The sequence below is a fragment of the Cupriavidus sp. FW305-F7 genome, assembly GCF_058782875.1.
The window spans coordinates 1-12,509 of the sequence record NZ_JBYSYC010000047.1 but is presented as its reverse complement, the minus strand read 5'-3'; the positions used below and the strand labels follow the sequence as shown (position 1 = coordinate 12,509).

Below are 12,509 nucleotides of genomic sequence, written 5' to 3'. Positions count from 1 at the left end.
CGACTTATTGAGCTGAGACATGTCCCTAATACCACAGACCACAGCACCCGACGGGCTGCACCGCATCGTAATCGTCGGCGGTGGCGCCGGCGGCCTGGAGCTTGCCACATTGCTGGGCGACAGACTGGGCAAGCGCGGGCAGGCACATGTCACACTAATCGACAAGAAACGCACGCACTTCTGGAAGCCGCATTTGCATGAAATTGCGGCAGGCAGCATGAATCTTGGTATGCACGAGCTGTGCTACATGGCGCAAGGCCATTGGCACGGCTTTACCGACCGCATCGGTGAGGTAATTGGGCTGGACCGGAGCCGGCGCGTCGTGCATCTGGCACCTCATGTGGACGAGTTCGGCGATGCCGTTACGCCGCTGCGCGATGTCCCCTACGATACCCTGGTGTTTGCGGTGGGAAGCCGGACGAACGATTTTGGTACTCCAGGCGTGCGGGAGCACGCGATCGCGCTCGAGACTCCCGCGGATGGCGAGCGGTTTCACCGGCGCTTGGTCAACGCGTGCATCCGAGCGCATGCCCAGAGCGAGCAGCTTCAGCCCCACCAGTTGCAGGTGGCCATTATTGGCGCTGGCGCGACGGGGGTAGAGCTGGCGGCCGAACTGAAGCACACCACACGTGAGTTGCTGAGCTACGGTCTGGAGCGCCTGGATCCGGCGCAACTCGGGATCCATCTGATTGAGGCCGGCCCACGTATTCTTCCTGCTTTGCCAGAACGATTATCAGCCGGGGCGGCGAAGCAGTTGCGCGCGCTCAACGTGACGATCCACACAGGCGCGCGCGTGTCGGAGGTGCGGCAGCACGGTGTCCAGCTGGCAGACGGGCGCAGCATTGCCGCGGAGTTGGTCGTCTGGGCGGCTGGGGTTAAGGCGCCGGAGTTTGCTCGCGGTCTGGATGGCTTGGAAGTCAACGGAATCCATCAACTACGGGTCGGCCCGACGCTGCAGACCACGCTCGACGAGCATGTATTTGCCATTGGAGACTGCGCGGCCTGTCCGTGGCTAGGGCGCGAGGCTGGAGTATTGGTGCCGCCTCGGGCACAGGCGGCTCATCAGCAGGCCTCGCACTTGGCCGAGGGACTCATCCGGCGGCTCGCGGGCAAGCCATTGAAGCCCTGGCGATACCGAGACTTCGGGTCCCTCGTCTCGCTCGGTCGACACAGTACGGTCGGTAATCTTATGGGGGGCTTGATTCGCGGCAACCTGTGGCTGGAGGGCTATTTCGCCAGGCTGATGTATATGTCGCTGTACCAGATGCACCAGCGAGCGCTACATGGCTTACCTAGAGCGGCGCTTGACACGCTGGCGCGATTATTCTCTCGAGGTACACGACCACGCGTGAAGATGCATTGAGCGAACGGCCGGCGGGCATACGGAGCGAAGCACTACGTGGGACTCATACCTTGCGCCGGGCGGCGGTCCGAGACGCGTGCTGCGCAAGTGCCTCAGCGTCGACCAGGTCGGTGGCATCCTCCACTTCGGTAGTTGCGTTTCTGGAACTCCGGTCGCTGACACTGGGCGCGCGTTTCTTGGGAGTAACCTTGCGCCTGGATGAAGACAGGCTGTCACCGAAGTCCTCGCGCAGCCGCGCCATGATAGCAATCAGATGAGCGTACATTTCATGACGCGCGCGGATTGGGTCCCGTTCAAGGATCGCGCTAGTGATGCGGTCGTGCTCGACCAACGCAGCATTCCAGGCCTTGCGGCCGATGAAGTGCTTGTCCAGGCGCTGATAGACTGGGCTGGCTTCACTCAAATCGCGTAGCGAGAGGACCACGGCTTCGAGCGCCGCATTGCCACAGGCGGCCGCGATTGCTGCATGGAATGCGCGGTCGAGATGGCTAGGTGCTCCGCTCGCCGACATGGCCTCTTGGGCTTCCCGAATCACCGAGAGCTGTTGGTTGCTGGCATGCTGGGCTGCCAACGCGGCAACTTCGGGCTCGACGAGCAGGCGTGCCTCAAGCAACTCGAAAGGGCCCACATCGCCCGCGGGTCGGGGGGATGAAGAAGCCGTGGACTCGGTCGGAGGCGGTGAACCCACAGCTGTTCCTTCCTTCGGGTTTGTGACGTAAACACCACTCCCTAGGCGCACTTCGACGTAGCCGCTGAGTTCCAAGGCGATCAGAGCCTCGCGCACCGACGAGCGGCTGACGTTCAAGGCTTCCGCCAGATCCCGTTCTGCAGGCAGTCGGCTGCCAACGGGGAACTCCCCGGCGCGAATCTTCTCGGCAATCTTCTCAGCGATTAGCCGGTAAAGGCGCTGCGCTGAGACGGCTTCCAGATTGAACAGCAAGTCAACTCCTTCGGTTTGATGGCCTGACCAGTTTATACGATGCGTTTGCACGGGGCCCAGCTGGCAATCCGCAACTTTGGGCGGCTGCGGGATCAGGCCGATCCTTGTAATGGCATCCTGCACCTTCGAAATTCGAGATTCAGGTGGAAATCCGTGATAAGGGCGTGCGGTCTGCAAACACCGGACGTCCGCGGGACGTAAGGCTACCTCAGTTCATTCGTGCCTTTGTCATGAGATTCTCATTTTGACTCTCACGGAAACCGCAAGGCGCCGGGTGGCGTGGCGCGGCATTCGCCGCAAGGTGGCGCGCTTTACGGGCTTTTGCAGCGGTCCGGTCACGGGGACGTCCGTCAGGTGTTCACGCTGAGCCGGACCGGTCAAACGCTGGTGAGCTGCACAAGGCGACCAGCCATGAGGTAGGGCGTAGGTGGCCATGGCCGTTCACTCGGGGCGGGCCGGCGAGTGGGTGGTCGTGAAAATGTAGCGGGCGAATCGCCACTGACCCTCGGCTTCGCGACGCAGCAGGAACAACTCCTGGTTGGCTTCGGGCCCGGGCCGGACTTCACTGCCCGGCAGCGTCAACATTATTTGGCTGATCTACGAATCGCATATGGCCGCCGCCGTCCATTATCGCAGACAGCTTCTCGCTATGGCGTCCGTCCGAATAAATACGTATCTCGTGCTTTCCGGACCGAAGCAGCATCGCTGCCAGTGCGAGGCCGGCATGGCCAGTGCCGATTATTTCAATTCTCATCGCATTTACTCGTTGGACATTAGAGGTTGTGACGGCGACCACAGTCTGAATTCACGCTTAATTACCTCTACTTCAGAGAGGTAGCCCATTTCCAGATATCTTTCGATCTTCCTAACCTCTTGCAGGATTCGCATTCTTAGCATCGGAGATTCCCACCATTGAGCCCGACTGACACAAAAATAGTTAACCGCGAAGCATGAAACTCGCTCAATCTCCGGCCAGTTCTTTTTTATGGTCATTACGTACCGGCGCTTGGCGTATATCTTTCCGATTAGAAGCAATTCCCGAACACTACTGCTCTTCATTAGGGTGCGCGCATATTGCACATTTTCGGCAGTGTTGGATGAGTCTTCTTCCAGAATTATTCTTGTGCTGCTCAGGCCTGCGGAAATCAGCCGCTCTGCGATCTCACTCGCTTCGCTGGTTGCGCGATTTCTGGTTTTCCCTCCCGCTATGATCAGAGTTTCATAGACAGTATGACTTCCGTGAGGCAGAGGCTGGCCTGCCGCGAGGAATCAAACGCGGGTTAGCATTGCTGCCAGAGCCGCACGGTGCGGACAGGGCCGCACCCGGCGATTTCCGGCACGGAGGCCAGCATGGACCACGATAGCACGCTTTATGTAGGGCTCGACGTTCACAAGGAATCGATCACGGTCGCCTATGCGCTCGGCGAGGGCGAGGTTGAACTGCTCGGCAAGATCGGCACGACGAAGGCGGAAGTCGAACGCTTGTGCAAGCGCCTGCAGTCCAAAGCGCGACGGGTCAGGGTCGTCTACGAGGCGGGCCCATGCGGATATGGTCTTTACCGACAGCTTGCAGGGAAGGGATTCGACTGCATGGTGTGCGCACCGTCGTTGATTCCCAAAAAGCCGGGTGAACGCGTCAAGACTGATCGACGTGACGCCGTGAAGCTCGTGCGTGCGCTCCGCGCGGGCGACCTGTCGAGGGTCTATGTGCCCACCGTGGAGGACGAAGCGTTCCGCGATCTCTCACGTACGTGGGTAAGTGCCAAAGACGATCTGAAGCGTGCCCGGCAACGGCTGAAGGCCTTTCTGCTCTCGCATGGGGTGCGCTATGCGGGCCGGGCCGACTGGGGGCCGGCGCACCGGCGCTGGCTGAGCACGTATGCGTTCGACAGCGCGTGGCAGCAACTGGCGTTCGAGGAGCATCGACGCACGATCGAGGACCGCCTCGCGCAATGCGCCCGGCTGGAGGCCGCGTTGCGCGAGGCGGTCGTCAACTGGCACTTCTATCCGGCCGTGCTCGGCCTGCAAACGATGCGCGGCGTGCAATTCACCACAGCAGTGGGCATGCTCGCGGAGTTGGGCGATCTCTCGCGCTTTGAGCATCCGCGCCAATTGATGGCATGGCTGGGGGTGACACCATCCGAACACTCCTCCGGCGATAGGCGCCGTCAGGGCAGCATCACCAAGACCGGCAACAGCTATGCAAGGAAGCTGCTCGTGGAGGCCGCCTGGAGCTACCGGCATCCGGCACGCGTAAGTCCCGACATTCAACGTCGGCACGAAGGCATCCCGAAGGCTATCATCGATCGCGCCTGGGACGCGCAGGTCCGGCTATGCCGGCGCTATCGCAAGCTGGCCGCGCGAGGCAAAAACGCGAACATCGCGGTAGTCGCGACGGCTCGCGAACTGGCCGGCTTCATCTGGGACATCAGCCAGCTGTCCATGTCCTTGGCCGTATCGGAAGAGGCGCCCGCCGTGTAACACAGCGCTTCGTCAACCACCCCACAACCCACTGGAAGAGTTTCCTGAAGGCGGCGTAGCCCGGGCATCCGAGTAACCCGCGAAGATACTACGCAAGGAATGTCATCCGATTTGCGACCATAGGTAGCGGCAGGCTCGTTGGACGGACCTCTGTAATGCGGTAGCCAACCCGCGAATATCAGTGTGATCCACCGTCGAGAATTACTGCTACGTCGCCCTCAGGAAATTCAGATCAAATGCACTGACCAGAAACCGAACCAATCCGATTGACAACGGAAGTCATATCAGTATCCGGAGTGAAATAGCTCCAATGCGGCGTCAACCAGCTCCGCTTGAGCATGCCGACTGCCGAACATGAGAGCAAACTCGTACCCGGAGATTTCCGTGTCTGGAGACACATAATCAATTAACTTGATGCGATTTCTGGGTTCACTTAATAAACCCATGCTGCTCTTGCCGATACTCATCAGACTCTCAATAATTTCTTTGGATTGATGTCAATCTCATCGCATATTTCTTTATAATACATATGCGATATATTTAGACCCAATGCGTAGATAGCTACCATGTAGTGGCAGTCTGGAAATCTTTGCTTGGATAGTACGCACCATATCCGTAAAATATAACCTGCCAATTTAGATAGGGTTATCAGGCTTCTTGGCGGGCCAGCACAATGGAGTGGAACAGGGCTAGCAGGCTGCTGAAGTACTCACCATGGAAGCGGCGGAGCTTCCCCCAAAAGGGCTGGTGTGTTCGCTACTTTTCACAATCCGGAAGGCGTCGCTGCGTCTTTTTTCCACGTTTTTGGCGCCCATTTCCGGCCTCATTACCATGATTACTGCAACTGCGGACGGATTTGTCCCAGCGAGCGCATGCGCACGAGGTTGTAGGCAGCCATGCTCAGCACAAACATCTAGTCGACCTTCTTGAGTCCGCGCACCATCACCTGACGTATGCGGCCAACGGTCTTGATCCATCCAAAGCCTTGCTCGAGCGGGCGGCCCCGAAGTCTTGCAAATGCGTGAGATTGCATCTCCAGAGCCAACGCCGGACGAGGTTCGGATTCGCGTGCGCGCGTTTAGCTTGAATCGCGCCGAAGCCTATCTGCGGGCCGGGAGGATGAGGCCCATCACCGCACCACGCGTGCCAGGCATCGAAGCCGTCGGCGAGATCGTCGACGATCCCGCGGGCGTGTTTCGCATCCGGTGAGCGCGTCGCCACCGCCATGGAGGGCATGCAATTCACGCGAGGTGGCAGCTACGCCGACCAGGTAACCGTGTTGCGCAGCAATGTCATTGCGCTGGACAACGTCCCGCTGACATAGGAGGAGCTTGCAGCGCTGCCGGAGGCCTATCTGACCGCATGGGGCGTACTGGAGAAGAGCCTTGCTGCCGAACGCGGGCAGACGTTGCTGATACGCGGTGCCACGTCGTCCGTCGGCCTCGCAGCGCTCACCTACGCCAAGGCGCTCGGCCTGAATGTCATTGCCACCACCCGCTCGCAGGCGAATGCAGGGCGCCTGCGAGAGGTCGGCGCTGACAAAGTTGTCGTCGACACCGGCGTAATCGCGGGCGATGTTCGCCAACTCCCACCGGAAGGCGTAGATGCGGCGCTGGAAGTCGTCGGCGCCACGACGCTGCGTGATACGGTCAAAACCCTGCGGCCGTTCGGGGCGGTCAGTGTTATCGGATTACTAGGATGGCCTCCTGCCCTGGAGTCGTTTCACCTGATGCAAGACCTTCCCGCCGCGGTGCGCCTCAATTTCTTCCCGAGCGGTCTGCTGGGAACTGCCGCTTTGCCCCTGTCAGAATCACCGCTGCCATGGATTGCGCAGGATCTCGCCAAGGGGCACCTTCCATCGACTCATGCCAGAACGTTCGATTTCGATGGAGTCCGCCAGGCGCACAGCCTGATGGAGAGCGACCGTGCTCTCGGCAAGCTCGTCGTGCGACTCTAGTCCGAACCAATTCCGAGGACATCATCATGCGTAACTTACTTCAGGTCCTGTTGGCTGCGGTTGCAGCGTCCATTATGTTACCGCTTGCTGCCCAGGGAGCCACGCCGGCATCGGAAGGCACGGCGAGTGCGGCCATCTCCGGACAACTTGCCCGTTGCGAGCAGGCGCTGAACAGTGCCGACATCGAGCAGGCGTCCTGCACGCTGAGCGCGTCTGCGCTCTCACAATCGCTCTCGGTCGGCAAGGTGGGACGGCAGGCCGCTTACGACTAGGGCGCTTTTCATGAGACTGGAAAAACGGTAATCGTGAGACTGCCTGGACTCGGGCGCGACGGGTAGTGCTGCGATGACATGAAGGTGGTCGGCGCGACTTCCGCCGTTGCCGGGCCGACAAGGCTACTGGCGACAGGCCGCTGTCGACCCATCTCAGCCATTTTCGACGACAAGCTCGAATGACCGTTGCCGGTAGGACTGCGGTCGTTGCACTGGGCGTCTTAGGTTGATATCCAGCCCTTGAGTGTCTGCATGCCTACCCTCGGCGGAAGGGCTGGTGCCGCGGAAGCGGCCCACGGTGCTTATTTGACCTGTTTGTCGGAAATGGAAAGGAACTGCGAGGGCAGCCCGGGGGTAAGGTCGCCGCGAGCGACCGATGGAGGGTACCGCACCGGCGATTCACCCGAGGTGATGTTGCCAGCTACAGCGTTGAAACATACTTATATTTCTACGCTGTAGACATTATGGTTGGTGCCAACTTTGATGACGATCGTCCAGCATTGGTTGGTGGGGATGTGTTGTGTCTCCTCGCGTTGGCCCTCCGGACACCCCCAGGACCAGGAGGACCTTCTTCGCGGGGATGTGTAGCGTCTCCCGCGTTCGGCCTCCGGGAAGCCCCCGGACCCGGAGGCATTTTTTCCAGTCGGGTTTCCAAAGCGTCCGGTCTGCGACTGGGCTTAGTCCGTTGGACAGCGCCCATCGTTGGCACGAGCTCTGCGCGCGCGGCGCATCTGGCGCCGCCTCTTCCTCGCGGAGACCCCAGGACCTCGAGGCCTCAGCGCTCGGAATGACATTCGATATCTGGCTGTTTTTTCGCGGATCCAAGGGGTGCAAAGCTGACGGCTATGGGAGTGGTTATTGCGAACTCCTCGAATCGTGTGTTGCGGTCCTGCCCGCAAAGCCGGCTCCTGGGACAGTGAGCGCGGATCGCGAAGCTGGGCGAGGAGCCGCATGACAGGAAACCTCTCCTGAGCTAGAGCGACATACGAGGCCTTCGATCATCCACAGCAAATCAGCCAACTTCAATTGCCGCTAGCGCGGCCGGTATTCACCACTGCCTTCGTGCCACATATGGCTCCGTCGGCGTTGGAGGCTAGGTGATGACGATTCACCATCTTCGCCTGCGGTTCAGGAGGCCAACATGAAACAAGAATTCACGACTCACAGAAAGCTCGCGGTAGCTGCGATGCTGGCGGCGCTCGCGCTAGTCGCGTGGGCAGCTAATCCCCATTTCCTTTCGGCCACGGCGTCGCTGCAAGCCGATGGCGATGCAAATGTGTGTTTTAGGGAGACTGGTCTTGGAGACAATCAGAACATTAGCTACCTAGCCAGTGCGACTGCCTCTGCCACGTATCATTGCGTGAATAACGGAGGAAAATGCCCGAATGCCGCAAACAAGACCGCCACAAGTGGCCTGGTGTCAACCCCCGCAACGATCAGTTCCGGTAAGAATGGATCCATCAGGGCGTGCCTTACGCTCTCGCCACCACCAGCGCAGCCGGGCGATTTAACCTGCCCTGGTGGCCAGCACGTTGCAGTTACGGATGTCACCTATAGCGATATCAAGATCGCGGATCAGACCAACAACGTCGTCCAGTCCACTACGCCTTCGTCGCTTTCTGCGACTCTGACCGTGTGCGAATAGGCTCTCTGTTCAGGCGCGCCTAAGGCGGCTAGATGATGGGATCAGCCGCCCCAATTTTAGCCATCGGGGCGTTCCAAAACTGAAACAAATGGTCCTTTAATCTTCCCGGATGATGGCGGTATTAGGCCAGCTATTGCCAGCCGGGCGCGCTCCAATCTGATGCCAATGCGCGCCTTCGCCGATGCGTGGCGTATGCTGCAATGTCCAACAGTTGGACAATGGCCTTGGGCCACAACAAAGTGCTGTTACAGAAGCTCAATTCGGTCGAGCATCGCGAGTGGCGCCAGCGACACGCCTGCCCGTATCTCCGCGTTCGCGCGGCGGGGGCCTTGGGTCGCTTGATCTTGCAATTAGGATCTCTTCGCGCGCCCGGTTGATCGCCGCGAACAAAGTATGACCCTGTCAGACGCGACGCCGTCTCTCGGCGATCGAACGACCGCTTGCTGAGTAGAGCTGCCACGTGACTGTCTCGATGACGCATCGGACAAGTGTCCCTTCATGGCCGGATGCGGCCAACCAGACAGCTGCACGCATTGTCACGAAAGGGAAGCTTCGGAAAGCTTTGCTCGCCAGGCGAGCAGTAGTTCGGCAATCTGCTGGGCGGATGCGGAATTCCCAGCGAGGCCCATCCCGTCTCGCTCGACTGACAGAAGGTATGCCAACAGGGTGGGACCATCGGCCAATATCACCAGCTCAAAGACTTTTGGCACGTACATGCGATATTCATCCCGAGGACCCGCAGAGTTCGCGACGCCAATGGGATCCCAGAGATAATAGAGAATCTCGTCAACTATTCGATAAAGCGTCAGATCTGGCTCGGTCATTTTTGAACCCATCGTTTTCTCACCGTCGTTGTAGGGATGGCTTTCCGAATGGTAGCTGCTTCCCGAGTCACCTTCAGGAACGCTGCTCCTGGCCGCCGGTCTCTGACCGACCGGGAGCGGGCATTCGTGGCGCGGGATCGCGCGGCAAATGCGCTCACTCAACGTTCGACATGAGCGGCAGCCTCAAGCGCAGCTTGCGGCTGCCGCTCGATGGAGGGGTTAGGCTTCGGGCCGCTCATATTCGTGAAGTAGCCTCTCGGCCCATTGAAGCAATGACGAGTGTGCGACGCTCCTCGATGGATCGTCGTGCCAGTAGTGCAGCAACTTACCCCTGAGATCCCCGACGGTTTCGTACACCACGAAGTCTCCTGCGTCGTTGGTCAGAACCGGGAGCCACGAAGCGCACCAAGGCTCTATAAAATCCGACATCGGATCAGCGAAAAACGAACGCTCGCTGAGAATTTCCCTAACGGATAGAAGCCGACGATTGTTCTTCCGACTGAGTGGCGAATTCCAAACCTGCCCATCATGTCAGCCGAGCAGTACTTGAAGGTCATCTGGCAGTTGGACGCCTTCTGCAAGGGTACTGGCCAGTCCAGCCAGGTCAGCTGCCTGCACTGGCGCTCGAAGCGTCGTATGCACTTCGGCAGGAAGAACCTGATCGAGCTTGGCTAGAACTGCCATCAGCTCGGCTCTCGCGTCTTTGCTCGTTTCGCTCATAGTCGACTCCTCGCCTTCGCGCATAAACGTTTGAGCTCAGGCACGGCCCGTCAGGGCAGTCGTCCCCGCAGTGAATTGTAAGAGATCATTGCTCAAACTCACTGAATGTTGTCCGCGTGAAGAATGCGACGCTCTGGTCTGTGCTAAGACCATATTTTCTGCTCACCCTAATTGCGACGTCATGGTATTCGGACAATTCCGCAGTCGGGGAGAGCTTTGCCGTTTCCGAATCGATCTCTTTGAACAGAGTCTTTTCGCGAGCGGTGAGTTTATACCGAAGCAAGACATCAGAGTTATCGGATCGAGGAATTGTCAGAATGGGATATGTTTCAAGGACAGATTCAGCCATAGCTGTTATTGGCCCAACTAACAATGCGATGAGTAGGACGATGCTCTTCATGATCTCTAACGTTCGATATGAGCGGCAGACGCAAGCGGGCGAAGACGCATGTGGCTGTCCGCTCGATACGGGTTAGAGCACAGGCCACGCATGGTAGTGGCAGCGGTATTGAGGTTCTTCAAATTTCCAGTAGCCTTCCACCAAGCTCCAGCGAGCAGAGAGAAGGCGCCGCTGAAACTGACTGAGAAAGTCTTCGAAGGAACTGCCAAGCAGCTTCTTCTCATCTTCGTCGCGCCCAAAGGCGATGACCTGCCCAATGTGACCTTCTGAATCAGGGTCAAAGTCCAGGGCGCTGTGGTTGCCTCCCCCATCGTGCGTGAAGGGAACCCACCTTGAGTTGAGGTAATGCGGCTTGACTACCCCGGGTGGTTGCGATGACATGGAGGACGCCAACTCTTCGTTCAGATTCTCGTCCTCGAGAGATTTCCAGTTGTCCCACTGGGTTTGAATCTCGGTGATTGACAGGAACTCGTCTCCGAAGAACAAGCCACACTTCCGGCCCGGACCTTGCCCGTTATGCAAAGCGAGCAACTCCTTGAACGATTGCGGTAATGATAGTCTGATGTGTCGCTCAAGGGAGCGGATAGCGTCAGCAGATGCGGGTGGGTTCAGGTCAAACAACGAGAGACAGCTTCGAGTCTCCAGCAGTGAGCGAATCTGTAGCCAAGTTTGGTGCACGTGGCGGCCTCCTGTGCTCTAACGTATTGTAATGGGCACCGAAGTGCCGTTTATCACCACCCATGTCGCACACGGGGAGGCCGGGAGACCCTAACTCGTTGACGCATCTATAGCTCCGCCCAATTTGCTGGATTTTATCCAGTATTAAATTGGACGCCAAAAGCGGTGCCTATTACAGATGATTCTGCCGGAAGCCCGCTGTCTTGTGAAGGTAGGTCGGACATGCTGCCAGCAGCTGGCCAAGGGGAATCGCCACATGCAAGTGCTGAGGTCTGCGGCCACCGCAGCGTTTCGGCCCTTGCGAGCGACGCGGCTGATCGATCAATTGCGCTCCTGTGGCCCGGACGCAGCGGCCTGCGATTGGCCTGTTAGCGCACATAGGGGCGTCGCTAGCAGAATTATTGATCGCCAACAACAAGCACGCGCGGCCGCGCCGGGGCGTCTGGCTGTGAGCCTTTGCATTCCGGGCACGCCAGTCAAACGACTTGGGTTGATGAGCCAGAACGTAGCTGACCTTTTCCTTCGGTCCTTGAAACTTGATCGCAAACGGATTGGTCTCGTTGTAGGCTGCGGTAGTCATCGGCAAGCCAATCACGATGCTGGTCCGTTCATTGAACGGCCGCGGGGACAGGACCAGCATCGGATGCATATCCTTCAGTTTGACCCAATCAAGCACGGCAGCGAATCCATGGTCACGCAACGCATCGGCGCGGAGGCTATCTAATGGCGGGCAAGCTATGGGTGCCTGAGCGACGTGACATCATCTGGATCGACTGCAATCCGCAAGGTGGCCGTGAGACCTGGAGACAGGCTCCCTTGGAGGTATTTGCTGCGGCTTGTGAGCAACTAAACCAGATCATTGCGATCGCAGAGTGACCTGATAGGGGTCCGCCTGCCGTCTTGGTCCGTCTCAATTGTTCAAGCGGTAAGCAATACTTGTACGGTTACCGATTGTCCAAACATTGTCGACCGGCAAAGCGTGGATGTTCTGCCTAGCATGATTGTGTGCCTTAACGTTGATACGCTTGGCAGGCCAGCCATTGCCTCGACGAAAGTCATGCTGACTTAAGGTTCGGTCAGCGCCGCCGACAACCATGAACTAAAGCTTTCGGACAACCATCCCGGCCAACCGGCCAAGATAGTTGTCGCTGGGCCGGCGCATTGACTCATCAGAATTGCAACTCGCGCTGACCTGTTGCCTCACGTAGTTTGCTACCCGTCGGATTGTC

The 12,509-nt window shown here is 58.7% G+C and carries 16 protein-coding genes and 1 pseudogene; 6 read left to right on the top strand and 11 right to left on the bottom strand.

The annotated features are described in order from the left end of the window. The first annotated feature begins 55 nt into the window (after positions 1–55). Positions 56–1,363 carry an NAD(P)/FAD-dependent oxidoreductase gene (locus tag AC3WL8_RS32075; protein WP_200872620.1) on the top strand — a complete coding sequence of 436 codons (1,308 nt, stop codon included), beginning with the start codon at positions 56–58 and terminating at the stop codon, positions 1,361–1,363. A gap of 43 nt (positions 1,364–1,406) precedes the next feature. On the opposite strand, the gene AC3WL8_RS32070 is transcribed toward AC3WL8_RS32075, so the two are convergent. The 4 genes from AC3WL8_RS32070 to AC3WL8_RS32055 all read right to left on the bottom strand — a co-directional run bounded on the left by AC3WL8_RS32070 (position 1,407) and on the right by AC3WL8_RS32055 (position 3,512). Then, entirely contained in the window at positions 1,407–2,300 is an 894-nt protein-coding gene (locus tag AC3WL8_RS32070) for a FadR/GntR family transcriptional regulator (RefSeq protein WP_235205963.1), read from the bottom strand. Positions 2,301–2,744: 444 nt separating this feature from the next. After that, a complete protein-coding gene (locus AC3WL8_RS32065) occupies positions 2,745–2,888 on the bottom strand; it encodes a hypothetical protein (RefSeq protein WP_492379691.1) in 144 nt (47 codons plus the stop codon). Continuing rightward, the gene (locus AC3WL8_RS32060; protein ID WP_492379653.1) at positions 2,866–3,057 is read right to left on the bottom strand and encodes an NAD(P)-binding domain-containing protein; all 192 of its coding nucleotides are present in this window, start codon (positions 3,055–3,057) and stop codon (positions 2,866–2,868) included. Before AC3WL8_RS32060 ends, AC3WL8_RS32065 begins: the two co-directional genes overlap by 23 nt. Before the next feature lie 5 nt (positions 3,058–3,062). Continuing rightward, entirely contained in the window at positions 3,063–3,512 is a 450-nt protein-coding gene (locus AC3WL8_RS32055) for a YdcF family protein (protein WP_492379689.1), read from the bottom strand. Between the two features lie 141 nt (positions 3,513–3,653). Between AC3WL8_RS32055 and AC3WL8_RS32050 the strand changes: the two genes are divergently transcribed. Next, positions 3,654–4,784 (top strand): IS110 family RNA-guided transposase, encoded by a 1,131-nt coding sequence (locus tag AC3WL8_RS32050; protein ID WP_211984090.1) that lies wholly within the window; start codon positions 3,654–3,656, stop codon positions 4,782–4,784. Between the two features lie 284 nt (positions 4,785–5,068). Here the strand turns inward: AC3WL8_RS32050 and AC3WL8_RS32045 are convergent, their stop codons facing one another. Continuing rightward, positions 5,069–5,251, bottom strand: a complete 183-nt coding sequence (locus tag AC3WL8_RS32045) for a hypothetical protein (protein WP_492379652.1) — start codon at positions 5,249–5,251, stop codon at positions 5,069–5,071. Between the two features lie 368 nt (positions 5,252–5,619). Beyond that, a pseudogene (locus tag AC3WL8_RS32040) lies at positions 5,620–5,778 on the bottom strand (transposase); the annotation flags it as partial. 23 nt (positions 5,779–5,801) lie between these two features. Here AC3WL8_RS32040 and AC3WL8_RS32035 point away from each other — a divergent pair. The 4 genes from AC3WL8_RS32035 to AC3WL8_RS32020 all read left to right on the top strand — a co-directional run bounded on the left by AC3WL8_RS32035 (position 5,802) and on the right by AC3WL8_RS32020 (position 8,658). Next, positions 5,802–5,993: an alcohol dehydrogenase catalytic domain-containing protein gene (locus tag AC3WL8_RS32035; protein ID WP_492379651.1), complete on the top strand. Its 192-nt coding sequence runs from the start codon at positions 5,802–5,804 to the stop codon at positions 5,991–5,993. A gap of 199 nt (positions 5,994–6,192) precedes the next feature. Further along, positions 6,193–6,741 (top strand): zinc-binding dehydrogenase, encoded by a 549-nt coding sequence (locus AC3WL8_RS32030; protein WP_492379650.1) that lies wholly within the window; start codon positions 6,193–6,195, stop codon positions 6,739–6,741. A 26-nt stretch (positions 6,742–6,767) separates the two neighbouring features. Continuing rightward, complete coding sequence (locus AC3WL8_RS32025; protein ID WP_492379649.1) at positions 6,768–7,013, top strand: hypothetical protein; 246 nt, start codon at positions 6,768–6,770, stop codon at positions 7,011–7,013. 1,141 nt (positions 7,014–8,154) lie between these two features. After that, complete coding sequence (locus AC3WL8_RS32020) at positions 8,155–8,658, top strand: hypothetical protein (RefSeq protein ID WP_249221388.1); 504 nt, start codon at positions 8,155–8,157, stop codon at positions 8,656–8,658. Positions 8,659–9,194: 536 nt separating this feature from the next. Here AC3WL8_RS32020 and AC3WL8_RS32015 read toward each other — a convergent pair. The 5 genes from AC3WL8_RS32015 to AC3WL8_RS31995 all read right to left on the bottom strand — a co-directional run bounded on the left by AC3WL8_RS32015 (position 9,195) and on the right by AC3WL8_RS31995 (position 11,956). Then, positions 9,195–9,644, bottom strand: a complete 450-nt coding sequence (locus AC3WL8_RS32015; protein ID WP_492379648.1) for a hypothetical protein — start codon at positions 9,642–9,644, stop codon at positions 9,195–9,197. 369 nt (positions 9,645–10,013) lie between these two features. Next, a complete protein-coding gene (locus AC3WL8_RS32010) occupies positions 10,014–10,202 on the bottom strand; it encodes a hypothetical protein (RefSeq protein WP_492379647.1) in 189 nt (62 codons plus the stop codon). Positions 10,203–10,287: 85 nt separating this feature from the next. Next, positions 10,288–10,602, bottom strand: coding sequence for a hypothetical protein (locus tag AC3WL8_RS32005; RefSeq protein WP_148271722.1), 315 nt, complete (start codon positions 10,600–10,602; stop codon positions 10,288–10,290). Between the two features lie 72 nt (positions 10,603–10,674). Continuing rightward, positions 10,675–11,280 (bottom strand): SMI1/KNR4 family protein, encoded by a 606-nt coding sequence (locus AC3WL8_RS32000; RefSeq protein ID WP_492379646.1) that lies wholly within the window; start codon positions 11,278–11,280, stop codon positions 10,675–10,677. A 172-nt stretch (positions 11,281–11,452) separates the two neighbouring features. Beyond that, the gene (locus tag AC3WL8_RS31995) at positions 11,453–11,956 is read right to left on the bottom strand and encodes a type II toxin-antitoxin system PemK/MazF family toxin (protein WP_492379645.1); all 504 of its coding nucleotides are present in this window, start codon (positions 11,954–11,956) and stop codon (positions 11,453–11,455) included. Positions 11,957–12,509: the final 553 nt, after the last annotated feature.